The sequence below is a fragment of the Variovorax sp. 10N432 genome, assembly GCF_056394465.1.
The window spans coordinates 35,519-59,134 of sequence record NZ_JBFTHX010000022.1 but is presented as its reverse complement, the minus strand read 5'-3'; the positions used below and the strand labels follow the sequence as shown (position 1 = coordinate 59,134).

Below are 23,616 nucleotides of genomic sequence, written 5' to 3'. Positions count from 1 at the left end.
GCGGGGCCGGCCTTGGGGGAAAACAGCGATGGTCAGCTGCCGGTCAGACTATAAGATTGCTGCCTTTTCTACTCGGAGACCGCATGAAGACACTGCTCGCAATCACCGCGCTGGCCGCCCTCGCGGCAGGCGCGCACGCCCAGGACTTCCCGGGCAGCAAGCCCATCAGCATCGTGGTGCCTTTCGCCGCCGGCGGCCCGACCGACCGGGTCGCGCGCGACCTCGCGGAGGCCCTGCGCAAGCCCCTGGGCGGCGGCAGCATCGTGATCGACAACGTCCCCGGCGCCGGCAGCTCGATCGGCGCCGCCAAGGTGGCGCGCGCCAACCCGGACGGCTACACCCTGCTGCTCAACCACATCGGCATGTCGACGATTCCGACCCTGGTGCGCAACGTGCCGTTCAAGGTCGAGACCGATTTCGAATACCTCGGCATCGTCAACGACGTGCCGATGACCCTGATCGCCAAGCCCCAGATGGCGGCCAACAACTACAAGGAACTGAGCGCCTGGATCGCCGCCAACAAGGGCAAGATCAACCTCGGCAATGCCGGCATCGGCTCGGCCTCGCACCTGTGCGGCCTGCTCTACCAGACCGCCATGAAGACCGAGATGACCCCGGTGCCGTACAAGGGCACCGCACCCGCCATCACCGACCTGATCGGCGGCCAGATCGACTTGCTCTGCGACCAGACCACCAACACCTCGCCGCAGATCGAGGCCAAGAAGGTCAAGGCCTATGCCGTGACCACGTCCCAGCGCCTGACGACGCCGCTGCTGAAGAACCTGCCGACCCTCCAGGAAGAGGGCCTGAAGGGCTTCGAAGTCACGATCTGGCACGGCTTCTACGCGCCCAAGGGCACGCCGCCGGCCATCACCAAGAAGCTCAACGACGCGCTCAAGGTGGCCCTGAAGGACCCCGAGTTCATCAAGAAGCAGGAAGGCCTGGGCGCCGTGGTCGCGACCGACGGCCGCATCGAGCCCGAAGGCCACAAGAAGTTCGTGGCGGCGGAAATCGCCAAGTGGAGCCCGATCATCAAGGCGGCGGGTGTTTACGCGGACTGATTCGCGCAGCTGAAAAAGACAAAGCCGCCGGAGCGAGAGCCCAGCGGCTTTTTTCATGCGCGTGCCGGTGGCGCGGTCGGCGCATGACCCATGCTCCAACGAAGGGACTATTCGGCACGCGGATTTTTCTCGATCCAGCGCCCGCATCCCTGGCACGCCAGTTCGACTGATAAGTTTCATTCCAATAAAAAAGGGATGGCATGGCAACGTCGCACTCGCATCCACCGCAGCGCCTCAGCGGCTTCGACAGTTGGAAGGATGGCATAGACAAGGCGGATGAAAAATGGAATGCGCACGACCTGGAAATCAAGGCGGCCGTGCAGGACTACGAGTTTCATCTCCTTTCGACCACGCCGGGCTTTCCCGGGCTGGACTGGCGCCTTGTGAAAGCGATGCTTTGGGTCGAATCAGGGGCGAGGGACTCCGAGTGGAAGATCAAGCCGATGCAGATTGGAGCGCGCCTCGATCTGGGTCTGCCCGCGCTGCTCGGCAATATCGAGGGCGGATGGCTGATCGTTCCCCCTTCGTATCTGCCAATCAATGAAAGCGCCGTGAAGATCAATCCTCGCGACAACATCAGAGCCGGCATCGGCTACCTGCTGATGAAAATGGCGAACTTCGACATTCAGACTGTCATGGACCGAGACACGCATATCTACGAAGTGACCGCGATGCCGAAAGACAACCTGGACAGGATCGCCAGGGCAAACGGCAGCACGGTCGACGTCCTGGTGAAGCTGAATCCGGCAGCGCACGTCTTGCGAGAAGGACAGGTACTGAAGCTTCGGAAGGCATCGAGGAGGAAGATTGTCACTGGCTGGAAGAGCATCGACCTATGGAATATCGCGCGGTACTACAACGGCGGCGGCGATCCGCTGTATGCGCAGAAATTGAAATACGCATGGGAAACGGTGCGTCGAGGGGCCGCCTTGTGAATTTGAAGATTCCAACCATGTGGCTTTGCCTGCTGGCGACCGCAGGCACTGCTGCAGCGGATGCGTTGCCCTACACGGGCGTCTACGAATCCTGGGGTCGAGTCTGCCGTGGCGCAGCCCGTCTCACCGCCACAACCATCGAGTGGAAATCACCCTTCAGCAACTGCAAGCGAAGTTCCTATGAAGTGATCGACATAGCCTCGAACAATGAACCGCCCCGCATCGCTGTGAGGATCAAAAAGCGCAGCAAGGGTTGCGACTTCGAGGTCATTCAACTTGAAGAGCAACAAATAGGGGATGCCCCGAAGATGTGGGGCATCAATGGCTACCCCTCGCTCGAGGCGTACCAGAAGCGGGAATTGCCCGAGTGGAAATACGCGGTGTCGGATGACCGGATGCGGCTGCACTGCCCGTTGGACCCTCGGGACGCCCCCCGTCATTGACATCGGCTACTTTGGCCGGCTCGCGTATTGCACGCCACGAGACTTTTGCCTGCTCGCCACCGGAGGCACTGCTGCAGCCGATGCATTGCCCTGCACGGGCGCGCCGGGGAGCTGCTCTATGAGGACCTTGGTCCTCAGTTTCTGCCTGCTTGCTGTTGGCACTGCCGCCGCAGCCGACGCCGCACCATGCTTCGGAAAGTACAAGCCCTGGAGCCAAGGCTGCAATGGAGCGGCCTATCTTCGCGCCAAGACGATCGAGTGGCGAACGACCTGGAGCTACTGCAAACCAAGCGCCTATGAAGTGATCGACATAGCCTCGAAGGACGAACCGCCTCACATCGCTGTCAGGATCAAGAAGCGCAGCAAGCGCTGCGGCTTTGACGTCGTCGAGATCGAGCAGCTTCAATACGACATGAAGATGTGGAGTCTGAACGGCTACCCGTCGCTCGAGGCGTACCAGAAGCGGGATTTGCCCGAGTGGAAAAACGCCGTGTCGGATGCCCGGATGCGGCTGACCTGCCCGCTCGACCCGCGGGACGACCCCCGTGTTTGAACAGCGCTACTTCGGTCGAGTCGCGTCGACCGCTCCTTGAAGGGAGGCCTTCATCTTCTCAACATCTCCGGGGTCAGCCCCATGAAGACCGTGGTCATCGGTCTTTGCCTATTTGCTGCGGGCACGGCCGCCGCAGCCGACGCCACGCCCTATTTCGGCAAGTACAAACCTTGGAGCCGAGGCTGTCATGGCGCTGCTTATCTTCGCGCCAAGACGATCGAGTGGCGAACAACCTGGAGCTACTGCAAGCCAAGCGCCTACGAGGTGATCGACATCGCCCCGAGAAATGAGCCACCTCGCATTGCCGTCAGAATCAAGAAACGCAGCAAGAATTGCGACTTTGAAGTTATCGAGTTGCAGGAGTTACAGATCGGCGAAGACCCGAAGATGTGGGACATCACCGGCTACCCGTCACTGGACGCGTACCAGAAGCGGGAACTACCCGAGTGGAAAAACTCCGTGGCGAATGACCGAATGCCGCTGTCCTGTCCACTGGATCCCCTGGGCGACCCCCGTCGTTGAAGACCACTGCTTTGGTCGGCTCGCGCGTTCGAATCATGTGGCTTTGTCTGCACGCCACCGCAGGCGCTGCAGCAGCCGATGCATTGCCCTACACGGGCGTCTACGAATCCTGGGGTCGCGTCTGCCACGGGGCGGCCCGTCTCACGGCCAAGACCATCGATTGGAAATCGCCCTTCAGCGACTGCAGGCGCAGTTCCTACGAAGTGATCGACATCGCCTCGAAGAACGAACCGCCTCACATCGCAGTCAGGATCAAGACGCGCGACAAGCGTTGCGGCTTCGAGGTCATTCAACTCGAAGAGCAGCAAATAGGCGACGCCCCGAAGATGTGGGCATCACCGGCTACCCCTCCCTCGAGGCGTACCAGAAGCGGGAATCGCCCGAGTGGAAATACGCCGTGTCGGATGCCCGGATGCCGCTGCACTGCCCGTTGGACCCTCGGGACGACCCTCGTGGTTGAAAAGCGCTACTTCAGCCGGATCGCGTCAGCCGTTCCCTGAATGAAGGCCTTGATCATGTCCACGTCCTCGGGCGTCAGCTTGCCCGTGAAATCAGGCATGCCGCATGTAGCCGAGCTTCGGGAATTTGCCGCCGCAGTCGACGCCCCAGGCCTCCTTCTGCGCGACCGGGTCCCAGGCGACCAGGCTCAGGCGCTGGCGCGAAGGCACAATCGATTCATGAGCGTCCAGGCCCTGCGATCCACCTTCGGTCACAACTGCCATTGGTGCGGCCTGCCCATGGATTTCGCGGAGCCCCGCAGCGACCCCGATTCCGCCACCATCGAGCACCTCAACGACGCCACCCTCGGCGGCGTCCGCAAGCAGCAGCACCGGCGACTCTCGCATGCGATCTGCAACCAGACCCGCAACGAATTCAAGCTCCAGGCCGAACGGCAGTTCCAGCGCTGGATCGAGGCGCGCCGGGCGGCGGCGGCCAGCGGCGACTGAGCCGCCGTTGCCGCCTTCCTCGGCTGTCAACGCTGGGCCGGCAGGCGCCGCGCCTCCGAGCTCGGATGCAGCGGACGCAGGTACTCGTGAAGCGGCAGCGCGGCGGCTCCCACCGCCGGGGTCCATTGGCCGTAGCGCGCGGGCCGCACCACCGGGGCGGGCAGGCCGGCGCTGTCGGCGTAGCGCTGCACGGTCGCGATGGCGCCGCGCAGGAAGTCCGGATGCGCATCGCACGACTTGCCGCCGACCACGATCGCGCGCGGCTCGAAAGTGACCCACAGGTTCTGCAGCAGCACGCCCAGGTAGCCCGCGGCCCTGGCCGGCCCGTCGGCACTGCGGTCGAGCACCCGCGCCCCCAGGAAGACTTCGGCGCAGCCGTTGCGGCCGCACGAGCAGCGCGGCCCGTCGATCTGCAGCACGGTGTGGCCGATCTCGCCGGCCATGCCGCCGGCGCCGGTGAACAGGCGGTCGTTGAGCACCACGCCGGCGCCGACCCCGACGTCGCAGCTCACGAAGATCAGCGGGTCTTCGCCCTCGCCGTCCGAGAACTCGAACTCGCCGAGCACCCCGGCATCGGCGTCGTTCTGCAGCTGCACCGCGATGCCCGCCAGCCCTTCGCGCGCCAACGCCTCGCCGAGCAGCGGCAGGAAGTCGAGGTTGCGCCAGCCAAGGTTGGGCGCGAAGCGCACCATGCCGGTGGCGTCGTCGAGCGCCCCCGGCACGCCGACGCCGATGCCCGACAGCCGCAGGCCGGCGGCGACCAGGTGGGCATGCGCCGCCGCCGCCATCCGCGCCACCTGCGCGCAGGCCACCCGCGGCGCGCGTTCGGCCAGCGGCTGCGAATCGGAATACAGCACCTCGCCCCGGAGCGAGACGCAGACCACCCGCACCGTCTCGACCGCGATCTCGACCCCCAGCAGCGCGCGCACGCCGACGTTGATCGACAGCGGCGTCGACGGCCGCCCCAGTCCGTCGGCGACCGGCGTGCCGGCCTCGTCGAGCCAGCCGTCGTCGAGCAGCTCGCGCACCAGCAGGCTCACGGTCGACTTGGTGAGGCCGCTCTCGGCGGCCAGCCGCGCGCGCGACAGGCCGGGCCGCGCCCGCAGCAGCCGCACCAGCACGCTGCGGTTGATCCGCTTGACGAGCTGCTGGTCGCCCGTGGTCTTCATCCGGCGTGTTCGGCCTGCGGTTTTCCCTCGGGCCGCTTGCCCGCGATGATCATCCCGAGCACCTCGTCCTCGGTGACGTCGGCGGTGCGGTAGGTGCCGACCAGCCGGCCGTTCTTCATCACCGCGAGACGGTCGCTGAGGCCGAACACGTCGGGCATGTCGTGGGTGATCAGGAAGATGCCCACGCCATCGGCCTTGAGCTGCTTCACCAGCGCGCCGACCATCGCGGTCTCCTCGGGACCGAGCGCCGCGCAGGGCTCGTCCATGATCAGGATGCGGGCGTTGAAGTACAGCGCCCGCGAGATCGCCACCACCTGCCGCTGGCCGCCCGACAGGCGCCGCACCGGCACCCGGATGTTGGTGAAGTTCTTGTTGAGGCGATGGAACACACGGCGCGCCTGGCCTTCCATGAAATGGTCGTCGAGCGTGCGCCAGGGCGTGAGCTTCTCGCGGCCGAGGAACAGGTTGGCGACCGAGTCGAGGTTGTCGGCCAGCGCCAGGGTCTGGTAGATGGTCTCGATGCCCTGGGCCTGGGCTTCGGAGGGCGTGCGGATGTTGACCTTTTCGCCGGCGATCAGCGTGTCGCCGGAGTCGATCGGATAGGCGCCCGCGAGCATCTTCATCAAGGTCGACTTGCCGGCACCGTTGTGGCCCAGCAGCGCGACCACTTCGCCGGGATAGAGGTTGACGCTGACGCCGTCGACCGCCTTCACGCCGCCGAAGGCCTTGCGGATCTCGCGCAGTTCGACCAGGGGTGGGTTGGCGCTCATCTAGTTCTCCCCGAACTTCTTGCGGTACAGCACATCGAACACCACCGCCACGATCAGCACCTGGCCGATGATCACCATCCGCTTGCCGATCGGCACGTCGAGCAGCAGCATGCCGCTGTCGAGCGACTGCATGATCAGCGCCCCGAGCACCGAGCCGAAGATCGAGCCGCTGCCGCCGGCCAGCGCCGTGCCGCCGATCACGGCCGCCGCGATCACGTAGAGCTCCATGCCGGTGCCGAGCGAATTGGTGCCGGCGTTGAGCCGCGCGATCGAGACGATCGCGGCGATCGTCACCAGCACCGCGAGCAGCGCGAACAGCATCAGCGTCACGCGCTTGACCGGGATGCCGACCAGCGCCGCCGCGTCCGGATTGCCGCCCATCGCGAAAACGTAGCGCCCGAAGCGGGTGCGGTGCACGATGAACGACAGCACCACCGCCACCACCGCCCAGATCAGCACCGGGATCGGGATGCCCTGGGCCTCGGTCTTCGACGAGATCTGGTAGTTGTTCATGGTGGCGGCGAAGGCGAACACCACCGCCGCGGGCACTGCGGCCAGCAGCAGGTCCAGCCACAGGGGCTCGACCGGCATCTCGTGGCGCTGCCGGGCGCTGCGCTTCTGCAGCATGCGCGCGAAGATCACGACCGCCACCAGCGCCGCCAGCCCCCAGGACGCCGTGGTGCCGATGCCGCCGTCGTAGCCGCCGCCCAGGCGCTGGAAGAATTCGTCGTTGACCGGCTGCGTCTTGCCGTCGGCCACCAGGAAGGCGGCGCCCCGGAACGACATCAGCCCGCCCAGCGTGACCACGAAAGACGGCACGCCGAGCACCGCGGTCAGCCCGCCCTGGTAGAGCGACACCAGCAGCGCCACCGCCAGCCCGGCCAGGCTCGCCGCCGGCCAGGACCAGCCGGCCGAGTACTGCAGGTAGGCGATCAGCACGCCGACGAAGCCCATCACCGAACCCACCGACAGGTCGATGTGGCGGGCCACGATGATCAGCACCATCACGGTCGAGACGATGCCGACCACCGCGGTCTGCTGCGCGATGTTGTAGAGGTTCTCGGGCGACAGGAAGACGCCGCCCGACAGGACGTGGAAGACGATCGCCATCACCACCAGCAGCACGCTCATGAGCAGCAGCCGGAGATCGACGCCGCTGCGGCGCCACAGATTCGGTGAAGAACTCATGATGCGGGCTCCCTGCCAGAAACACCGCGGAACCGGCTTTGCCGGGCCGCTGGTGTTGCCCCCGGAGAGGGGGTGGGCGGCCACACGAAGTGGGCCAGCCTGGGGGTGAACTTCACTTGCAGGCCGAAGGGGCCTTGTCGCCGCTGACACCCTTGCAGAGTTCGTCCTTCTTGATCCAGCCGGCCTTGACCACCACGTCGAGGTTGTCGCGCGTGATCGGCACCGGCGTCAGGAAGCGCGACGAGATCGCCACCTTCTTCTCGCCGCCGCTCCAGTCGGCCGCCTTGTCGGCCGGCTTGCCGGCGGCCAGCGCCACGGCCGCCGAGGCCGCCTCGCGTCCAAGTTCGCGCGAATCCTTCCACACCGACACGGTCTGGGTGCCGAGCGCGATCCGGTTGAGCGCCGCGAAGTCGGCGTCCTGGCCCGACACCGGGATGCCGCGAATGCCCTTGGCCGTGAGCGCCGCCACCGCGCCGCCCGCGGTGCCGTCGTTCGAGGCCACCACCGCATCGACCTTGTTGCCGGCCTTGGTGAGGATCTGCTCCATGTTCTTCTGCGCCACCTCGGGCTTCCAGCCGTCGGTGAATTCGTCGCCGACGATCTTGATGTCGCCCTTCTTGACCGCATCGGCGATCACCTCCTGCTGGCCGGCACGCAGGAAGTTGGCGTTCGGGTCGGTCGGCGAGCCCTTGATCATCACGTAGTTGCCCTTGGGCTGCAGCTTGTAGACCGCGCGCGCCTGCATCCGGCCGACCTCGGTGTTGTCGAAGGTGATGTAGAACACGCCGGGCGTCTCGATCAGCCGGTCGTAGGCCACCACCGGCACCTTCTGCTTCAGCGCCTTGTTGACCGCCGGCAGGATCGCGTCCTTGTCCATCGCGAGCACGATCAGCGCCTTGGCACCCTTCGACATCAGGCCCTCGATGTCGCCCAGCTGCTTCTCGGGCGAGCCGCCCGCGTCGGCGCTGATGTACTTGGCGCCGAGCTTCTCGAGCTGGGCCTTGATCGCGGCCTCGTCGGTCTTCCAGCGCTCTTCCTGGAAATTCGACCAGCTCACGCCGACCACGGTCTGGGCGCAAGCGCCGAGCGCGGTCAGTCCGAGGGCCAGGGCGGTCAGTGTCGGGGCGAACTTCATGGCGGTCTCCAGGTTTGATTTAGTTTGAGCGACGAACTATGTCAGCAGGCCTACGTGTCGGCATTGGGATATTCCCTGCGGGTAAATGCGCTGCGCCTGATTAGTCACGATCGATACGATTTCGCGAACAACGCAAGCTGTGCATGAGCCGGAGACAAGATGGACCCTGAGATTCCAGCCCCGGAGCGCCTGGCGCTCTACCGCACGATGGTGCGCATCCGCGCCTTCGAGAACGCCGCCGAGGCCGCCAGCCAGGGCGGCGTCAGCGCCTACGGCCAGGAGGCGGCGGGCGGCGCCAAGGTGCGCGGCCCGCTGCACCTGTCGACCGGCCAGGAGGCGGTGCCGGCCGGCGTCTGCGCCCACCTGAGCCGCGCCGACTACCTCACCTCGACCCATCGGGGCCACGGCCACACGCTGGCCAAGGGCGCCGACCTGGGCCGCATGATGGCCGAGCTCTTCGGCAAGGCGAGCGGCTTCAACGGCGGCAAGGGCGGCTCGATGCACATCGCCGACTTCTCGGTCGGCATGCTCGGCGCCAACGGCGTGGTGGCGGCCGGCCTGCCAATCGCGGTCGGCGCGGCCCATGCGCAGAAACTCCAGAAGAAGGACGCCATCACGGTCTGCTTCTTCGGCGACGGCGCGATCAACCGCGGCCCCTTCCTCGAATCGCTGAACTGGGCCCGGGTCTACCAGCTGCCGGTGCTGTTCGTCTGCGAGGACAACCGCTGGAGCGCCACCACCGCCAGCGGGCCGATGACCGCGGGCGACGGCGCCTCGGCCCGCGCCGAGTCCATGGACATCGCCGCCACCCAGGTCGACGGCAACGAGGTGTTCGAGGTCCACGCGGCGGCCCGCCGCCTGGTCGCCGAGGTGCGCGCCGGCCGCGGACCGCGCCTGCTGCACGCCCTGACCTACCGGGTCAAGGGCCATGTCTCGGTCGATCCGGCCGCCTACCGCGACCCGGCCGAACTGGCCGCGGCGCTCGAGACCGACCCGATCGCACGGGCCCGCGCCCGGCTGGCCGCCAGCGGCATCGATGCCGCGGCGCTGGCCGCGATCGAGAACGAAGCCCATGCCGAGGTCGAGGCCGCGCTCGCCGCCGCCGACGCCGCACCGTGGCCCGAGGCCGGCGCGGCTTTCACCGACGTGCAGACCACCGGAGCCGGCCAATGGACATGACCCACGAACCGGCCGCCGCCGTGCTTCAGCTCGGCTATGCCGAAGCCGCCGTGCTGGCGGTCCAGCGCGAAATGGAAGCCGACCCGCGCGTGGTGGTGCTCGGCGAGGACGTCGGCCGCGGCGGCATCTTCGGCCAGTACAAGGGCCTGCAGCAGCGCTTCGGCGCCGAGCGCGTGATCGACACGCCGATCTCCGAGGCCGCGATCATGGGCGCCGGGGTCGGCATGGCACTGGCCGGGCTGCGCCCGGTGGTCGAGATGCGGGTGGTCGACTTCGCGCTCTGCGGCATGGACGAGCTGGTCAACCAGGCCGCCAAGAACCGCTTCATGTTCGGCGGCCAGGGCCGCGTGCCGCTGGTCGCGCGCATGCCCGGCGGCATCTGGGACGCCTCGGCGGCGCAGCATTCGCAATCGCTCGAGGCCTGGTTCGCGCACCTGCCCGGCGTCGTGGTGGTCTGCCCGTCGACGCCGCAGGACAACTATTCGCTGCTGCGCGCGGCGCTGCAATGCGGCGATCCGGTGGTCTACATCGAGCACAAGACGCTCTGGGGCGCACGCGGGCCGGTCGACGAAAGCCGGCCCGTGGCGCTCGGCAAGGCGGCCCGGTGGCGCCGCGGCGATGCCCTGACCCTGGTCAGCTGGGGCCGGCAGATGCAGGTCTGCGACACCGCCTGCGACTCGCTGGCGGCCGAGGGCATCGACGTCGACCTGATCGACCTGCGCACCTTGTGGCCCTGGGACCGCGAGGCCGTGCTGGCCTCCTGCGGCCGCACCGGCCGGCTGCTGGTGGTGCACGAGGCGGTGCAGGCGGCCGGCTTCGGCGCCGAGATCGCCGCCAGCGCGGCCGAGGCGACCGGCTGCCGGGTGGCGCGGCTCGGGGCGCCGCGCATCCCGGTGGGGTACGCGCCGGTGCTGGAAGCCCAGTCGCGGGTCGGTGCCGGGCAGATCGCGAGCGCCGCACGGAAACTGCTCGGATGAACCCCGACGACCCCGCATCGACCGTCGAAGACACGGTCTTCCTCAAGCTGGTGCGGGTCGTCAACCTGACGGCGCGGCCGTTCCAGCAGCGGGTCGGACGGCTGCACCAGCTGACGCTCAACGAGTGGCGCACGATGGCGCTGCTGGGCGCCCGCCCCGGCCTCACCGCCACCCAGCTCACCGACCTCACCGGGCTCGACAAGATGGCGGTGAGCCGCGCCCTCGCGGGCCTGCAGCGGGCCGGCCGGCTGCATCGCCACGAAGACCCGACGGACCAGCGCCGCAGCCGGCTCTATCTGAGCAGCGCCGGCAAGGCCGTGCACGCGGCGGTGGCGGTGCAGGCGCGCGAGCGCGAGGCCGAACTGTTCGCCGGCGTCGCGGCCCCCGAGCTGCAGCAGCTCAACGCCACGCTCGACAAGCTGATCGCCTCGGTGGCCTGCTGCAGCGCCAGCGCGCCGCCCGGGGTTTCCACCCGCGACGCCGAGGCGGCTTAGCCGGTAAAACAGGCCCATGAACTTCTCTCCTGCTCATTCGCGCCGCGCCGCCCTGGCGCTGGCCGCGAGCGCCGCGCTCGCCCTCCTGGCCGGGCCCGCCGCGGCCCAGTCCACCTGGCCGACCAAGCCGGTGCGCATCATCGTGCCCTTTGCGCCCGGCGGCACCACCGACATCCTGGCGCGCGCCGTCGCGCCCGAGTTGTCGAGGGCCTTCGGCCAGCAGTTCATCGTCGACAACCGCGCCGGCGCCGGCGGCAACGTGGGCGCCGAGATCGTCGCCCGGGCCCCGAACGACGGCTACACGCTGCTCATGGGCACGGTCGGCACCCACGGCATCAACCGGGCGCTCTACCCCAAGCTGCCCTACGACCCGATCAAGGACTTCGTGCCGATCACGCTGGTCGCTGCGGTGCCCAACGTGATGGAAATGAACGTCGACAAGGCCAAGGCGCTGAACATCAACAACGTGGCCGACTTCGTCAAGTACGCCAAGGCCAACCCCGGCAAGCTCAACATGGCGTCGAGCGGCAGCGGCACCTCGATCCACCTGGCGGGCGAATTGTTCAAGAGCATGACCGGCAGCTACATGACCCACATCCCGTACCGCGGCTCGGGTCCGGCGCTGATGGACATGGTCGGCGGCAACGCCGACGTGATGTTCGACAACCTGCCCTCCTCGATGCAGCAGATCAAGGGCGGCAAGCTCAAGGCGCTGGCCGTGACCAGCGCCCAGCGCTCGCCGGCCCTGCCCGACGTGCCCACCGTCGAGGAAGCCGGCGGCCCCGCGCTCAAGGGCTACGAGGCCAGTTCCTGGTTCGGCCTGCTGGCGCCGGCCGGCACGCCGCCGGACATCGTCAACCGCGTCCAGCAGGAAGTGGCCAAGGCGCTGAACTCCCCGGCCGTCAAAGAAAAGCTGGTCGCCCAGGGCGCGATCCCGAGCGGCAATTCACCGGCCGATTTCGCCAAGCTGATCGACGCCGAGCACGTCAAGTGGGCGAAGGTCGTGAAAGCGTCCGGCGCAAAGGTCGACTGACCGCCGGACGAGCTACACCTCCCAGATGACGTCTTTTCCGTCCGCGAGAGAGTCCTTGAGCATGTGAAGCAGGGGCGTCGCGCGCTGGCGCAGCCCGACATGCTGCTTCTCGGCCTCGTTGTCGTGCCCTTCCACCGCGTAGGCGTCGGCGTTGTGGAGGTTTTCGCCTTCGCGCGCCATGGCGGCCTCGAGTGCCGCGATGGCGGCCGGCATCTGGTCGGTCGTGATCACGCCCTTCGGGGCCGGCGCCCGGCCGATGATCTCGAACAACTGACGCGCGTTCACCTCGAGCATCACGAAGGGGGGCGTCGCCCGCGATTGGAATCGATACAGCATGAAGCCTCTCTTTACTTGTTGTAGATGTAGTCGCGGTTGAAAGGGTACTCCGATTGCGCGCCGCGCAGCGACCGCGCGTCGACCTGGCCGTCGGGCTTGGTCGACAGCATCTGGTGCAGCGATATCCAGCCCTGCTCGAAGCTCATCGCCGAACCGGCGAGATAGAGCCGGTAGGCGCGCAGGATCCGCTCGGCATTCTCGGCCTGGCGCCCGCCGCTTTTCTGCAGCACCTGGCGCGCCTCGTCGAGCCGGGCCTCCAGGGTGTCGGACCAGGCCCACAGCGTGCGCGCGTAGTGCGGCCGCAGGTTCTCGGTATCGACCATCTCGAACCCGGCCGCCGCGGTCTCGCGCAGCACATGGGTCACGTGCAGCAGTTCGCCGCCCGGGAAGATGTACTTCTCGATGAAGTCGCCCATGCCGGCGCCGAGCTGCCGGTAGTCGAGCTGGCCCGAGGTGATGCCGTGGTTCATCACCAGCCCGCCGGGCGCCAGCAGCGCATGCAGCTTGCGGAAATAGGTCCCCATGTTGGCGCTGCCCACATGCTCGAACATGCCCACCGAGGAGATCTTGTCGAAGGGCTGGGCGACGTCCAGCTGCCGGTAGTCGCGCAGCTCGACCCGAACCCGTCCCCCCAGCCCCTTCTCGTCGATCAGGCGCTGCACATGAGCGTGCTGGTTCTTCGACAACGTGATGCCGGTGGCATCCACCCCGTAGTGCTCGGCCGCCCACATGAGCAGCGCGCCCCAGCCCGAGCCGATGTCCAGGTAGCGCTCGCCCGGCCTCAGCATCAGCTTGCGGCAGATGTGGTCGAGCTTGGCCTCCTGGGCCTGGGCCAGCGTCATGTCCGCGTCACGGAAGTAGGCGCACGAATAGACCCGCCGCGGATCGAGCCACAAGGCGTAGAAATCGTCCGAGACGTCGTAGTGGAATTCGATCTGGGCCGCGTCCTTGCCCAGCGAATGCGAGCCGCGCGACTTGGCGCGGCGCTGCAGGCGGCTCCACCAGCCGGTGTTGGTCTCGGCCGGATTGCCGGGCAGCAGGCCGACCGCGGCATCGATCAGGTCGCGCATGGCGCCCTCGATCTGGACCCGGCCCTCCACATAGGCCTCGCCGATGGCGCCGATCTGGCGTCGCCCCAGCTTGGCCAGCTCTGACCAGTCCTTGAAGGCCAGGGTGACCCGGGCGCCGGCCTGGGCGACCTGCCGGCCATCGGGGAGTTGCAGCGCGATGGGAACGGACAGCGAGGAAAGCTGGGACTCGATCTTCGGGATCAGGCTTTGCATACAGAACATTCTTGCCAGTGGAAACGGCCTCGTCAACCGCAGGGGCATGGAACTTCGGGCTTCCCATGGTTGACACGAGATCGTTTATGTCTAAACTATTTATCCATGAATAGCTTTACCCCGAATCTTCGCCGCGTGCTGTGCATCGGCGGTGGCCCCGCAGGGCTCTACTTCGCGCTGCTGATGAAGGCCCGCCAGCCTTCGCTGGAGATCACGGTGATCGAGCGAAACCGTCCGTTCGACACCTTCGGCTGGGGCGTGGTGCTGAGCGACCAGACGCTGGCCAACCTGGCCGCCGCCGACGCGCCCACCGCCAAGCTGATCGGCAACGAGTTCCATCACTGGGACGACATCCAGGTCTTCTTCAAGGGCCGGCAGGTGCGCTCGGGCGGCCACGGCTTCTGCGGCATCGGCCGCAAGCGGCTGCTGAACATCCTGCAGGAGCGCTGCCTCGAACTCGGCGTCAACCTGGTGTTCGAGACCGACGCCACCGACGACCAGGCCCTGGCGGCGCAATACAAGGCCGACCTCGTGATCGCCAGCGACGGCCTCAACAGCCGCATCCGCCAGCGCTACGCCGAGGTCTACCAGCCCGACATCGACCTGCGCAAGTGCCGCTTCGTCTGGCTCGGCACCCACCAGACCTTCGACGCCTTCACCTTCGCCTTCGAACAGACCGAGCACGGCTGGTTCCAGGCCCACGCCTACCAGTTCGACGACAAGACCTCGACCTTCATCGTCGAGACGCCCGAGGCGGTCTGGGAGGCCCACGGGCTCGACAAGATGGAGCAGCCCGAGGCCATCGCCTTCTGCGAGAAGCTGTTCGCCAAGTACCTGGGCGGCCACACGCTGATCAGCAACGCCACCCACCTGCGCGGCTCGGCCAACTGGATCCGCTTCCCGCGCGTGGTCTGCAACCACTGGACGCACCGGATCGAGGTCGACGGCCGGACGGTTCCGGTGGTGCTGATGGGCGACGCCGCCCACACCGCGCACTTCTCGATCGGCTCCGGCACCAAGCTGGCGCTCGAGGACGCGGTCGACCTCGCCAACGAGTTCGAGACCGGCGGCGACATCGACCCGGTGCTCGAAGCCTACGAGGCCCGCCGCAGCGTCGAGGTACTGAAGATCCAGAACGCGGCGCGCAACTCCACCGAGTGGTTCGAGAACGTGCCGCGCTACACCGGCATGGAGATCGAGCAGTTCGCCTATTCGCTGCTCACGCGCTCGCAGCGCATCAGCCACGAGAACCTCCGGCTGCGCGACACGCAGTGGCTCGGCGGCTACGAGCAGTGGCTGTCGGGCGGCAAGCCGATCGCACCGATGCTGATGCCGCTCAAGGTGCGCGGCCTCGAGCTCAAGAACCGCATCGTCGTCTCGCCCATGGCCACCTACAGCGCGGTCGACGGCGTGCCGCAGGACTTCCTGCTGGTGCACCTGGGCGCCCGTGCGCTCGGCGGCGCCGCGATGGTGATGGTCGAGATGACCAGCCCGACGCCCGAAGGCCGCATCACGCCCGGCTGCACCGGGCTCTACAACGACGCCCAGCAGGCGGCCTTCCAGCGCATCGTCGACTTCGTCCATGCGCAGTCGAGCGCCAAGATCGGCATGCAGCTCGGCCACAGCGGTCCCAAGGGTTCGACCCAGCTCGGCTGGGAAGTCACCGACGAGCCGCTCGCCTCCGGCAACTGGCCGCTGCTGTCGGCCAGCGCGCTGGCCTATGGCGAGCAGAACCAGCTGCCGGCGGCGATGACCCGCGAGCAGATGGACCAGATGCGCGACCAGTTCGTTGCCTCCACCCGCCGCGCCGCCGAGATCGGCTTCGACTGGCTCGAGCTGCACTGCGCCCACGGCTACCTGCTTTCGGCCTTCCTGAGCCCGCTGACCAACCTTCGCACCGACGACTACGGCGGCAGCCTCGAGAACCGGCTGCGCTACCCGCTCGAGGTGTTCCGCGCCATGCGCGCCGCCTGGCCGGCCGAGCGCCCGATGAGCGTGCGCATCTCGGCCCACGACTGGGCGCCGGGCGGCAACACCGACGCCGACGCGGTGGCCATGGCGCGCGCCTTCAAGGAAGCCGGCGCCGACTTCATCGACGTCTCCTCGGGCCAGACCACCCGGGCCGCCAAGCCGGTGTACGGCCGCATGTACCAGACGCCTTTCGCCGACCGGATCCGCAACGAAGTCGGCATCTCGACCATCGCGGTCGGCGCCATCACCGACGCCGACCAGGCCAACAGCATCATCGCGGCCGGCCGTGCCGACCTCTGCGCGATCGCCCGGCCGCACCTGGCCGATCCGGCCTGGACCTTGCACGAGGCCGCCAAGCTGCAGAGCCGCGAGGTCGACTGGCCCAAGCAGTACCTGAGCGGCCGCGACCAGATGTACCGCGAGATCGCCAAGCAGCAGCAGCTGGCGGCGGCGCTGGCGGCCGCTCCGCGCGCCGCCGAAGAAGAACACTGACATGGACCTCGAAGCCCGCGCCCACAGCGAGCACCCGGACGAGCTCCGGCTCTGGCTGCGCCTGCTGACCTGCACCCAGCTGATCGAGAAGCAGGTGCGCAACGAGCTGCGCGAGCAGTTCGCCACCACCTTGCCGCGCTTCGACCTGATGTCGCAGCTCGAACGTTCGCCCGAGGGCCTCAAGATGAACGAGCTGTCGCGCCGCATGATGGTCACGGGCGGCAACGTCACCGGCATCACCGACCAGCTGGTCACCGAAGGGCTGGTCGAGCGGGTCGATGTCGCTGGCGACCGCCGCGCCTGGCGGGTGCGCCTCACGGCGCGCGGACGCAAGCTCTTCAACGACATGGCGCAACAGCATGAAGCCTGGATCTGCGACGCCTTCGCGTCGCTGAGCCCGAAAGAAATCAACCAGCTCCACAAGCTGCTCGGCAAGGTCAAGCAGCACTCGCATCAACAAATGGCGGAGGCCCTATGAAGCACTACATCGGCGCGACGAGTCCCATGCGCGCACAGTTCGAACCCAAGGCCGGCTACCAGGCCGAGCATTTCTCGTGGGCCTTCGAGGCCGGCGTCGGCACCATCACGCTGAACCGCCCGGAGCGCAAGAACCCGCTCACCTTCGACTCCTACGGCGAGCTGCGCGACCTGTTCCGGGCGCTGAACTACGCCACCGACGTCAAGGCGATCGTGGTCACGGGCGCCGGCGGCAATTTCTGCTCGGGCGGCGACGTCCACGAGATCATCGGCCCGCTGACCCGCATGACGATGCCCGAGCTGCTCGAGTTCACCCGCATGACCGGAGACCTCGTGAAGGCGATCCGCCACTGCCCGCAGCCGATCGTCGGCGCCATCGACGGCGTCTGCGCCGGCGCCGGCGCCATGATCGCGCTGGCCTGCGACCTGCGCTACGGCTCGCCCGCGACCAAGACCGCCTTCCTGTTCACGCGGGTCGGCCTGGCCGGCGCCGACATGGGCGCCTGCGCCCTGCTGCCGCGTGTGATCGGCCAGGGCCGCGCCTCCGAGCTGCTGTTCACCGGCCGCGCGATGACCGCGCAGGAGGGCCAGGCCTGGGGCTTCTTCAACGCCCTGCACGACAGCGACGCCCTGCTCGCCGCCGCCACCGCGGTCGCCCGCGACCTGGCCGAAGGCCCGAGCTTCGCCCACGGCATGACCAAGACCATGCTGTCGCAGGAATGGTCGATGACCATCGACCAGGCGATCGAGGCCGAGGCCCAGGCCCAGGCGATCTGCATGCAGACCGAAGACTTCAAGCGTGCCTACGAGGCCTTCTCGGCCAAGCGCAAGCCCGCCTTCCAGGGAGACTGACCGCATGGCCGCATCCGCTGTAGATCCCTCGACGGCGCATCTCGCGCTGCCCTTCTTCGACGAGGCGCACCGGGCCCTCGCCCGCGAGCTGCTGCCCTGGGCCGCGGCCCAGGCGGTCGACGAGCGCGACGATCGCGCCGCCTGCCGCGACTGGGTGCGCCGGCTCGGCGACGGCGGCTGGCTGCGCTACTGCGTGCCCGCCGCCTCGGGCGGCGCGCTCGAGCGCCTCGACTCGCGCGCACTGGTGCTGCTGCGCGAGACCCTCGCCTTCCACTCGCCGCTGGCCGATTTCGCCTTCGCGATGCAGGGGCTGGGCAGCGGCGCCATCACGCTCGCCGGCAGCGCCGCGCAGCAGGCCGGCTACCTGGCGCCGGTCGGACGCGGCGACAAGATCGCCGCCTTCGCGCTCAGCGAGCCCGAGGCCGGCTCCGATGTCGGCGCGATGGCGATGCGCGCCGAGCCGACCGCCGACGGCTGGCGCCTCACGGGAGAGAAGACCTGGATCAGCAACGGCGGCATCGCCGACTTCTATTGCGTCTTCGCCAAGACCGATCCGGCCGCCGGCTCGCGCGGCATCACCGCCTTCATCGTCGACGCCAGCACACCCGGTCTCGACACCTCGGCCCACATCGAGGTGATGGCGCCGCATCCGCTCGCGACCCTGCGCTTCGACGGTTGCACGGTGCCGCGCACGGCCCAGCTCGGCGAGCTCAACGGCGGCTTCAAGCTGGCGATGCGCACGCTCGACATCTTCCGCGCCTCGGTGGCGGGTGCGGCGCTCGGCATGGCGCGGCGAGCCCTCGCCGAAGCCATCCAGCATGCCCAGAAGCGCAAGATGTTCGGCCAGACCCTGGCCGACTTCCAGCTCACCCAAGCCAAGCTCGGCGAGATGGCGGCGCTGATCGACAGCGCCGCGCTCCTGACCTACCGCGCAGCCTGGATGCGCGACGACAGCGAGCGCCGCGGAGCACCCGCCGTCGGCGACCTGACCTCCGCCGCCGCGATGGCCAAGATGTGCGCCACCGAGAACGCCAGCCGCGTGATCGACATGGCGCTGCAGATGCACGGCGGCCTCGGCGTCAAGGTCGGGACCAAGGTCGAGAGCCTCTACCGCGACATCCGCTCGCTGCGCATCTACGAGGGGGCGACCGAAGTCCAGCAACTGATCATCGGCAAGGCCGTGCTGAGGAATCCATGAGCCGCAGTGCACAAACCGATCGCTACGTGCACGACCGCCTGCCGCCGTCGGACCAGCTGCCGATCTTCCGCTACGAGCTGCCCGAGCTGCAGCTGCCCGACCAGCTGAACCTGGTCGAGGAACTGCTCGACAAGGCGGCCGCCAAGGGCTTTGCGGACAAGCCGATGCTGCGCTCCCCCGGCCGCACGCTCACCTATTCCGAAGCTGCCGTCGAGGTCAATCGCATCGCCCAGGTGCTGACCGAGGACCTGCGGCTGGTGCCGGGCAACCGCGTCCTGCTGCGCGGCGGCAATTCGATCGCGATGGCGCTGGCCTGGCTGGCCGTGGTCAAGGCCGGCCTGATCGCGGTCGCCACGATGCCGCTGCTGCGGGCCAAGGAGCTCGGCGAGATCATCGACAAGGCGCAACCCACGGTCGCGCTCTGCGAAGGCAAGCTGCTCGACGAGCTGCTGGCCGCGCAGCAGGCCCATCCGGTGCTGCGCACCATCGTCGCCTTCAATCAGCTCGACGCACCCGATTCGCTCACCGCCCGGGCCGCCGCGAAGAACGGCGTGTTCCAGGCCTGCCCCACGGCCGCCGACGACATCGCCCTGCTGGCCTTCACCTCCGGGACCACCGGCAAGCCCAAGGCCCCGGTCACCACCCACCGCGACGTGCTCGCGATGTGCCAGACCTGGCCGCGCCACGTGCTCAAGGCGCGCAGCGAAGACATCGTCATCGGCTCGCCGCCACTGGCCTTCACCTTCGGGCTCGGCGGCCTGCTGGTGTTTCCGATGTGGGCCGGCGCCTCGGTGTACTTCCACGACAAGCCCTACACGCCCGAGACCATGGTCCAGGTGATCCGCGACATCGGCGCCACCCTCTGCTATACGGCGCCCACCTTCTACCGGCAGATGGCGCCTTTCGCGAAGGCCGCCGGCGTGCCGAGCCTGCGCATCAGCGTGAGCGCCGGCGAAGCGCTCCCCGACGCCACACGGCAGCTCTGGAAGCAGGCGACCGGACTCGAGATGGTCGATGGCATTGGCGGCACCGAGGTCTTCCACATCTACATCTCGGCCGCCGGCGACGAAGTGCGGCGCGGCGCGGTCGGCAAGGCGGTGCCCGGCTTCACGGCGAAGATCGTCGACGAAGAGGGCAACGAGGTGCCGCGCGGCACGGTCGGCAAGCTGGCGATCATCGGCCCGGTCGGCTGCCGCTACCTCGACGATCCGAGGCAGGCCGACTACGTACGCAACGGCTGGAACTACCCCGGCGATGCCTTCGTCGAGGACGAGGACGGCTATTTCTTCTACCAGTCGCGCGCCGACGACATGATCGTCACCGCCGGCTACAACGTCGGCGGCCCGGAAGTCGAGGATGCGCTGCTCAAGCATCCGGCGGTGGCCGAGTGCGGCGTGATCGGCAAGCCCGACGAAGAGCGCGGCATGATCGTCAAGGCGTTCTGCGTCCTCAAGCCCGGACACACGGGCGACGCGGCGCTGACCAAGGCGCTGCAGGAGCACGTCAAGGCCACCATCGCACCGTACAAATACCCGCGGGAAATTACCTTCGTGGCCAACCTGCCACGCACCGAGACCGGAAAACTCCAGAGATTCAAATTGAGGCAAATGACATGATGAAGCACCTTCAACCTCCAGGCTGGCTGCCCCCCAAGGGCTATGCGAACGGCATTGCCGCGCGCGGCACGCAAATCTTCGTCGGCGGCCAGATCGGCTGGAATTCGCAGCAGCAATTCGAGACCGACGATTTCATCGCGCAGACGGGCCAGGCGCTGCGCAATATCGTCGAGGTGCTGCGCGAGGCCGGCGCAGGCCCGGAGCACATGGTGCGCATGACCTGGTACATCACCGACCGCGACGAGTACAACAGCCGCCTCGGCGAGCTGGGGCCGGTGTATCGCGAGGCCGTGGGCCGCAATTTCCCGGCGATGACCTGCGTCCAGGTGGCCAGGCTGGTCGAGGCGCGGGCCAAGGTCGAGATCGAGGTCACGGCGGTCATCCCGGACTGATTCAGGGGGCGAGACCTGCGGGCTGGTCCCGCAGCTTCGCGGGGCCGTGAATTCCAAAAACCCAAACGTCCGAAGGTCCGAAAGCAAAAAAGCCCACTCGAAAGTGGGCTTTTTTGCTTCGTCGACAACCTTTTTGGGGTTATCGGGAATTTGGTTGCGCGAGCAAGATTTGAACTTGCGACCTTTGGGTTATGAGCCCAACGAGCTACCAGGCTGCTCCATCGCGCGGCAAGATGGAATTATATACTATTCTGCGGCGTTTTGCGAGTCGTCCGAAGATTCTGTCACTTCGGGGCGATCGACCAGTTCGACCAGGGCCATGGGTGCGTTGTCGCCGACGCGGAAACCCATTTTCAGGATGCGCGTGTAGCCGCCGGGACGTGCCTGGTAGCGCGGGCCGAGTTCGCCGAACAGCTTGACGACCATGTCGCGGTCGCGCAGGCGGTCGAAGGCGAGGCGCTTGTTGGCGACCGTCGGCTTCTTGGCCAGGGTGATCATCGGTTCGATGACGCGGCGCAGTTCCTTGGCCTTGGGCAGCGTGGTCTTGATGGCCTCATGCTCGATGAGCGAGTTCATCATGTTCTGCAGCATCGCGAGGCGGTGCGAGCTGGTGCGGTTGAGTTTGCGGAGTCCGTGACCGTGACGCATGGTGTGTTTTCCTTTACCTTTTAAATTCGTCCAGCCGTATCAGGTACTGAACGTTCACCTAAATCAGAAGTTCAAGGCCTCCGAAGGAGGCCTTGTTATCCTCAATTATCTCTTATCGAGACCGGCCGGCGGCCAGCTCTCGAGCTTCATGCCCAAGGTCAGGCCGCGCGAGGCGAGCACTTCCTTGATTTCGTTGAGCGACTTGCGACCCAGGTTCGGGGTCTTGAGCAGCTCGTTCTCGGTGCGCTGGATCAGGTCGCCGATGTAGTAGATGTTCTCGGCCTTCAGGCAGTTGGCCGAACGCACCGTGAGTTCGAGTTCGTCGACCGGGCGCAGCAGGATCGGGTCGAACTGCTGGGCGCTGCGCGGTGCCGGGGCGTCGAACGCCGCGAGTTCGCCGCCTTCGAGCTGGGCGAACACAGCCAGTTGTTCCACCAGGATCTTGGCCGAGGCGCGGACCGCGTCTTCGGCGGTGATCGCACCGTTGGTCTCGATTTCGACCAGCAGCTTGTCGAGGTCGGTGCGCTGTTCGACACGGGCGCTTTCGACCGTGTAGCTCACGCGCTTGACCGGCGAGAACGAAGCGTCCAGCACGATCCGGCCGATCGACTTGGTCGGCTCGTCGGCGTAGCGGCGCATCGTGCCGGGCACGTAGCCGCGGCCCTTCTCGACCTTGATCTGCATGTCGAGCTTGCCGCCTTGCGACAGGTGGGCGATCACGTGGTCGGGGTTGATGATCTCGACGTCGTGCGGCGTCTGGATGTCCGAAGCGGTGACCGGGCCCTCGCCGTCCTTGCGCAGGCTCAGCGTGACTTCATCGCGGTTGTGGAGCTTGAACACCACGCCCTTGAGATTCAACAGGATGTTGACGACGTCTTCCTGCACGCCATCGATCGACGAGTACTCGTGCAGCACGCCGGCGATCGTGACTTCGGTGGCCGAATAGCCGACCATCGACGACAGCAGGACGCGACGCAGTGCATTGCCGAGCGTGTGGCCGTAGCCGCGCTCGAACGGCTCGAGCGTGACCTTCGCCTTGTTGGGCGCGAGTTGCTCGACCTGGATGGTCTTGGGTTTCAGCAGGGTTGTTTGCATGCAGACTTCCTCTCAATACCCCCGGCTCGTTACACCGGTAAGGCTGGTGAAGCGCCCGCGGGGCGCAGCCCCGGCGGGAACAAAAATGACAAGGACGAGGCGCAAAGCGCCTCGTTATCCTCTGTTTAACGCGAGTAGAGTTCGACGATCAGCGATTCGTTGATGTCGGCAGCGAATTCGTCGCGATCGGGGACCTTCTTGAAGGTGCCTTCCGCCTTGTCGGCGTTGACGTCGACCCATGCCGGCATGCCCACCTGGGCGGCCAGCTGCAGCGCTTCGGCCACGCGGGTCTGCTTCTTCGACTTGTCGCGGACAGCSATCACGTCGCCGGTCTTGACCAGGTACGACGGGATGTTGACCGACTGGCCGTTCACGGTGATCGCCTTGTGCGACACCAACTGGCGTGCTTCGGCGCGCGTCGAGCCGAAGCCCATGCGATAGACGACGTTGTCCAGGCGCGATTCGAGGATGAACAGCAGGTTCGCGCCGGTGTTGCCACGGCGGCGATCGGCTTCCTCGAAGTAGCGGCGGAACTGCTTCTCGAGCACGCCGTACATGCGCTTGACCTTCTGCTTTTCACGCAGTTGCAGGCCGAAGTCGGAGGTGCGCTGACCCGAGGTGCGGCCGTGCTGGCCGGGCTTGGAGTCGAACTTCGACTTGTCCTGGATCGAGCGGCGGGCGCTCTTCAGGAACAGGTCGGTGCCTTCGCGGCGGGAGAGTTTGGCCTTGGGGCCGAGGTAGCGTGCCACGTGATTTCCTTCTGTGTCATCTGCCGCAGCGGAACTGCGGGAGCCATCGGCGGCGTGCCGACGGCGGTGGGCTTCGATAAAAACAAAAAATGCGCAGCCGC

25 protein-coding genes and 1 tRNA gene are annotated in these 23,616 nt (G+C 67.2%); 16 read left to right on the top strand and 10 right to left on the bottom strand.

Going from position 1 to position 23,616, the window contains the following annotated elements; all coding sequences use genetic code 11:
• Window positions 1-83 precede the first annotated feature (83 nt).
• The 6 genes from AC1DF3_RS23525 to AC1DF3_RS23500 all read left to right on the top strand — a co-directional run bounded on the left by AC1DF3_RS23525 (window position 84) and on the right by AC1DF3_RS23500 (window position 4,461).
• A complete protein-coding gene (locus AC1DF3_RS23525) occupies window positions 84-1,061 on the top strand; it encodes a tripartite tricarboxylate transporter substrate-binding protein (RefSeq protein ID WP_478141001.1) in 978 nt (325 codons plus the stop codon).
• A gap of 200 nt (window positions 1,062-1,261) precedes the next feature.
• Window positions 1,262-1,996 carry a LysM peptidoglycan-binding domain-containing protein gene (locus tag AC1DF3_RS23520; RefSeq protein ID WP_478141000.1) on the top strand — a complete coding sequence of 245 codons (735 nt, stop codon included), beginning with the start codon at window positions 1,262-1,264 and terminating at the stop codon, window positions 1,994-1,996.
• Window positions 1,993-2,439: a hypothetical protein gene (locus AC1DF3_RS23515; protein ID WP_286534314.1), complete on the top strand. Its 447-nt coding sequence runs from the start codon at window positions 1,993-1,995 to the stop codon at window positions 2,437-2,439. The genes AC1DF3_RS23520 and AC1DF3_RS23515 overlap by 4 nt, the downstream gene beginning before the upstream one ends.
• A gap of 118 nt (window positions 2,440-2,557) precedes the next feature.
• Window positions 2,558-2,992: a hypothetical protein gene (locus AC1DF3_RS23510; protein ID WP_478140999.1), complete on the top strand. Its 435-nt coding sequence runs from the start codon at window positions 2,558-2,560 to the stop codon at window positions 2,990-2,992.
• Between the two features lie 81 nt (window positions 2,993-3,073).
• Window positions 3,074-3,514: a hypothetical protein gene (locus AC1DF3_RS23505; protein ID WP_286534316.1), complete on the top strand. Its 441-nt coding sequence runs from the start codon at window positions 3,074-3,076 to the stop codon at window positions 3,512-3,514.
• A gap of 677 nt (window positions 3,515-4,191) precedes the next feature.
• Entirely contained in the window at window positions 4,192-4,461 is a 270-nt protein-coding gene (locus AC1DF3_RS23500; protein WP_478140998.1) for a hypothetical protein, read from the top strand.
• 26 nt (window positions 4,462-4,487) lie between these two features.
• On the opposite strand, the gene AC1DF3_RS23495 is transcribed toward AC1DF3_RS23500, so the two are convergent.
• From AC1DF3_RS23495 to xylF, 4 genes are all read right to left on the bottom strand, one after another.
• On the bottom strand, window positions 4,488-5,630 hold the full coding sequence (locus AC1DF3_RS23495; protein ID WP_478140997.1) for an ROK family transcriptional regulator: 1,143 nt from the start codon (window positions 5,628-5,630) through the stop codon (window positions 4,488-4,490).
• On the bottom strand, window positions 5,627-6,400 hold the full coding sequence (locus tag AC1DF3_RS23490; RefSeq protein ID WP_286534319.1) for an ATP-binding cassette domain-containing protein: 774 nt from the start codon (window positions 6,398-6,400) through the stop codon (window positions 5,627-5,629). The genes AC1DF3_RS23495 and AC1DF3_RS23490 overlap by 4 nt, the downstream gene beginning before the upstream one ends.
• Window positions 6,401-7,588: a sugar ABC transporter permease gene (locus tag AC1DF3_RS23485; RefSeq protein WP_478140996.1), complete on the bottom strand. Its 1,188-nt coding sequence runs from the start codon at window positions 7,586-7,588 to the stop codon at window positions 6,401-6,403.
• Window positions 7,589-7,700: 112 nt separating this feature from the next.
• On the bottom strand, window positions 7,701-8,723 hold the full coding sequence (gene xylF, locus AC1DF3_RS23480) for a D-xylose ABC transporter substrate-binding protein (protein WP_286522010.1): 1,023 nt from the start codon (window positions 8,721-8,723) through the stop codon (window positions 7,701-7,703).
• A gap of 159 nt (window positions 8,724-8,882) precedes the next feature.
• Here xylF and AC1DF3_RS23475 point away from each other — a divergent pair, with 159 nt between their 5' ends.
• The 4 genes from AC1DF3_RS23475 to AC1DF3_RS23460 are packed head-to-tail and all read left to right on the top strand — an operon-like array spanning window position 8,883 to window position 12,406.
• Complete coding sequence (locus tag AC1DF3_RS23475) at window positions 8,883-9,902, top strand: thiamine pyrophosphate-dependent dehydrogenase E1 component subunit alpha (protein WP_478140995.1); 1,020 nt, start codon at window positions 8,883-8,885, stop codon at window positions 9,900-9,902.
• Window positions 9,893-10,879, top strand: coding sequence for an alpha-ketoacid dehydrogenase subunit beta (locus AC1DF3_RS23470; RefSeq protein WP_478140994.1), 987 nt, complete (start codon window positions 9,893-9,895; stop codon window positions 10,877-10,879). Before AC1DF3_RS23475 ends, AC1DF3_RS23470 begins: the two co-directional genes overlap by 10 nt.
• Complete coding sequence (locus AC1DF3_RS23465) at window positions 10,876-11,373, top strand: MarR family winged helix-turn-helix transcriptional regulator (RefSeq protein ID WP_478140993.1); 498 nt, start codon at window positions 10,876-10,878, stop codon at window positions 11,371-11,373. The genes AC1DF3_RS23470 and AC1DF3_RS23465 overlap by 4 nt, the downstream gene beginning before the upstream one ends.
• A 16-nt stretch (window positions 11,374-11,389) precedes the next feature.
• Window positions 11,390-12,406 carry a Bug family tripartite tricarboxylate transporter substrate binding protein gene (locus AC1DF3_RS23460; protein WP_478140992.1) on the top strand — a complete coding sequence of 339 codons (1,017 nt, stop codon included), beginning with the start codon at window positions 11,390-11,392 and terminating at the stop codon, window positions 12,404-12,406.
• A gap of 12 nt (window positions 12,407-12,418) precedes the next feature.
• Here AC1DF3_RS23460 and AC1DF3_RS23455 read toward each other — a convergent pair whose 3' ends face one another.
• Window positions 12,419-12,742 carry a DUF1840 domain-containing protein gene (locus AC1DF3_RS23455; protein ID WP_286522006.1) on the bottom strand — a complete coding sequence of 108 codons (324 nt, stop codon included), beginning with the start codon at window positions 12,740-12,742 and terminating at the stop codon, window positions 12,419-12,421.
• A gap of 11 nt (window positions 12,743-12,753) precedes the next feature.
• Window positions 12,754-14,025 (bottom strand): SAM-dependent methyltransferase, encoded by a 1,272-nt coding sequence (locus AC1DF3_RS23450; protein ID WP_286534328.1) that lies wholly within the window; start codon window positions 14,023-14,025, stop codon window positions 12,754-12,756.
• A gap of 105 nt (window positions 14,026-14,130) precedes the next feature.
• Here AC1DF3_RS23450 and AC1DF3_RS23445 point away from each other — a divergent pair, with 105 nt between their 5' ends.
• From AC1DF3_RS23445 to AC1DF3_RS23420, 6 genes are read left to right on the top strand one after another with little or no spacing between them, the layout of a single operon-like run.
• A complete protein-coding gene (locus AC1DF3_RS23445; RefSeq protein WP_478140991.1) occupies window positions 14,131-16,488 on the top strand; it encodes a bifunctional salicylyl-CoA 5-hydroxylase/oxidoreductase in 2,358 nt (785 codons plus the stop codon).
• Window position 16,489: 1 nt separating this feature from the next.
• Window positions 16,490-16,966, top strand: a complete 477-nt coding sequence (locus AC1DF3_RS23440; RefSeq protein ID WP_286534330.1) for a MarR family winged helix-turn-helix transcriptional regulator — start codon at window positions 16,490-16,492, stop codon at window positions 16,964-16,966.
• Complete coding sequence (locus AC1DF3_RS23435; protein ID WP_286534332.1) at window positions 16,963-17,817, top strand: enoyl-CoA hydratase family protein; 855 nt, start codon at window positions 16,963-16,965, stop codon at window positions 17,815-17,817. The genes AC1DF3_RS23440 and AC1DF3_RS23435 overlap by 4 nt, the downstream gene beginning before the upstream one ends.
• Window positions 17,818-17,821: 4 nt before the next feature.
• Window positions 17,822-19,015, top strand: coding sequence for an acyl-CoA dehydrogenase family protein (locus tag AC1DF3_RS23430; protein WP_478140990.1), 1,194 nt, complete (start codon window positions 17,822-17,824; stop codon window positions 19,013-19,015).
• Window positions 19,012-20,631: an AMP-binding protein gene (locus AC1DF3_RS23425; protein WP_478140989.1), complete on the top strand. Its 1,620-nt coding sequence runs from the start codon at window positions 19,012-19,014 to the stop codon at window positions 20,629-20,631. The genes AC1DF3_RS23430 and AC1DF3_RS23425 overlap by 4 nt, the downstream gene beginning before the upstream one ends.
• Window positions 20,628-21,023, top strand: coding sequence for a RidA family protein (locus AC1DF3_RS23420; RefSeq protein ID WP_286534337.1), 396 nt, complete (start codon window positions 20,628-20,630; stop codon window positions 21,021-21,023). Before AC1DF3_RS23425 ends, AC1DF3_RS23420 begins: the two co-directional genes overlap by 4 nt.
• Window positions 21,024-21,174: 151 nt before the next feature.
• On the opposite strand, the gene AC1DF3_RS23415 is transcribed toward AC1DF3_RS23420, so the two are convergent.
• The 4 genes from AC1DF3_RS23415 to rpsD all read right to left on the bottom strand — a co-directional run bounded on the left by AC1DF3_RS23415 (window position 21,175) and on the right by rpsD (window position 23,515).
• Window positions 21,175-21,251 (bottom strand) — tRNA-Met (locus AC1DF3_RS23415).
• 18 nt (window positions 21,252-21,269) lie between these two features.
• Window positions 21,270-21,671, bottom strand: coding sequence for a 50S ribosomal protein L17 (gene rplQ / locus AC1DF3_RS23410; RefSeq protein ID WP_286521998.1), 402 nt, complete (start codon window positions 21,669-21,671; stop codon window positions 21,270-21,272).
• 105 nt (window positions 21,672-21,776) lie between these two features.
• Window positions 21,777-22,766 carry a DNA-directed RNA polymerase subunit alpha gene (locus AC1DF3_RS23405; RefSeq protein ID WP_093382585.1) on the bottom strand — a complete coding sequence of 330 codons (990 nt, stop codon included), beginning with the start codon at window positions 22,764-22,766 and terminating at the stop codon, window positions 21,777-21,779.
• Between the two features lie 125 nt (window positions 22,767-22,891).
• Window positions 22,892-23,515 (bottom strand): 30S ribosomal protein S4, encoded by a 624-nt coding sequence (gene rpsD / locus AC1DF3_RS23400; protein WP_478140988.1) that lies wholly within the window; start codon window positions 23,513-23,515, stop codon window positions 22,892-22,894.
• Between the last annotated feature and the right edge of the window lie 101 nt (window positions 23,516-23,616).

Excerpts from the sequence above, each read along its gene's own strand:
- AC1DF3_RS23525 (WP_478141001.1), top strand. The coding sequence starts at position 84 with ATGAAGACACTGCTCGCAATCACCGCGCTGGCCGCCCTCGCGGCAGGC.
- AC1DF3_RS23520 (WP_478141000.1), top strand. The coding sequence starts at position 1,262 with ATGGCAACGTCGCACTCGCATCCACCGCAGCGCCTCAGCGGCTTCGAC.
- AC1DF3_RS23510 (WP_478140999.1), top strand. The coding sequence starts at position 2,558 with ATGAGGACCTTGGTCCTCAGTTTCTGCCTGCTTGCTGTTGGCACTGCC.
- AC1DF3_RS23505 (WP_286534316.1), top strand. The coding sequence starts at position 3,074 with ATGAAGACCGTGGTCATCGGTCTTTGCCTATTTGCTGCGGGCACGGCC.
- AC1DF3_RS23500 (WP_478140998.1), top strand. The coding sequence starts at position 4,192 with ATGAGCGTCCAGGCCCTGCGATCCACCTTCGGTCACAACTGCCATTGG.
- AC1DF3_RS23495 (WP_478140997.1), bottom strand. The coding sequence starts at position 5,630 with ATGAAGACCACGGGCGACCAGCAGCTCGTCAAGCGGATCAACCGCAGC.
- AC1DF3_RS23490 (WP_286534319.1), bottom strand. The coding sequence starts at position 6,400 with ATGAGCGCCAACCCACCCCTGGTCGAACTGCGCGAGATCCGCAAGGCC.
- AC1DF3_RS23485 (WP_478140996.1), bottom strand. The coding sequence starts at position 7,588 with ATGAGTTCTTCACCGAATCTGTGGCGCCGCAGCGGCGTCGATCTCCGG.
- xylF (WP_286522010.1), bottom strand. The coding sequence starts at position 8,723 with ATGAAGTTCGCCCCGACACTGACCGCCCTGGCCCTCGGACTGACCGCG.
- AC1DF3_RS23475 (WP_478140995.1), top strand. The coding sequence starts at position 8,883 with ATGGACCCTGAGATTCCAGCCCCGGAGCGCCTGGCGCTCTACCGCACG.
- AC1DF3_RS23470 (WP_478140994.1), top strand. The coding sequence starts at position 9,893 with ATGGACATGACCCACGAACCGGCCGCCGCCGTGCTTCAGCTCGGCTAT.
- AC1DF3_RS23465 (WP_478140993.1), top strand. The coding sequence starts at position 10,876 with ATGAACCCCGACGACCCCGCATCGACCGTCGAAGACACGGTCTTCCTC.
- AC1DF3_RS23460 (WP_478140992.1), top strand. The coding sequence starts at position 11,390 with ATGAACTTCTCTCCTGCTCATTCGCGCCGCGCCGCCCTGGCGCTGGCC.
- AC1DF3_RS23455 (WP_286522006.1), bottom strand. The coding sequence starts at position 12,742 with ATGCTGTATCGATTCCAATCGCGGGCGACGCCCCCCTTCGTGATGCTC.
- AC1DF3_RS23450 (WP_286534328.1), bottom strand. The coding sequence starts at position 14,025 with ATGCAAAGCCTGATCCCGAAGATCGAGTCCCAGCTTTCCTCGCTGTCC.
- AC1DF3_RS23445 (WP_478140991.1), top strand. The coding sequence starts at position 14,131 with ATGAATAGCTTTACCCCGAATCTTCGCCGCGTGCTGTGCATCGGCGGT.
- AC1DF3_RS23440 (WP_286534330.1), top strand. The coding sequence starts at position 16,490 with ATGGACCTCGAAGCCCGCGCCCACAGCGAGCACCCGGACGAGCTCCGG.
- AC1DF3_RS23435 (WP_286534332.1), top strand. The coding sequence starts at position 16,963 with ATGAAGCACTACATCGGCGCGACGAGTCCCATGCGCGCACAGTTCGAA.
- AC1DF3_RS23430 (WP_478140990.1), top strand. The coding sequence starts at position 17,822 with ATGGCCGCATCCGCTGTAGATCCCTCGACGGCGCATCTCGCGCTGCCC.
- AC1DF3_RS23425 (WP_478140989.1), top strand. The coding sequence starts at position 19,012 with ATGAGCCGCAGTGCACAAACCGATCGCTACGTGCACGACCGCCTGCCG.
- AC1DF3_RS23420 (WP_286534337.1), top strand. The coding sequence starts at position 20,628 with ATGATGAAGCACCTTCAACCTCCAGGCTGGCTGCCCCCCAAGGGCTAT.
- rplQ (WP_286521998.1), bottom strand. The coding sequence starts at position 21,671 with ATGCGTCACGGTCACGGACTCCGCAAACTCAACCGCACCAGCTCGCAC.
- AC1DF3_RS23405 (WP_093382585.1), bottom strand. The coding sequence starts at position 22,766 with ATGCAAACAACCCTGCTGAAACCCAAGACCATCCAGGTCGAGCAACTC.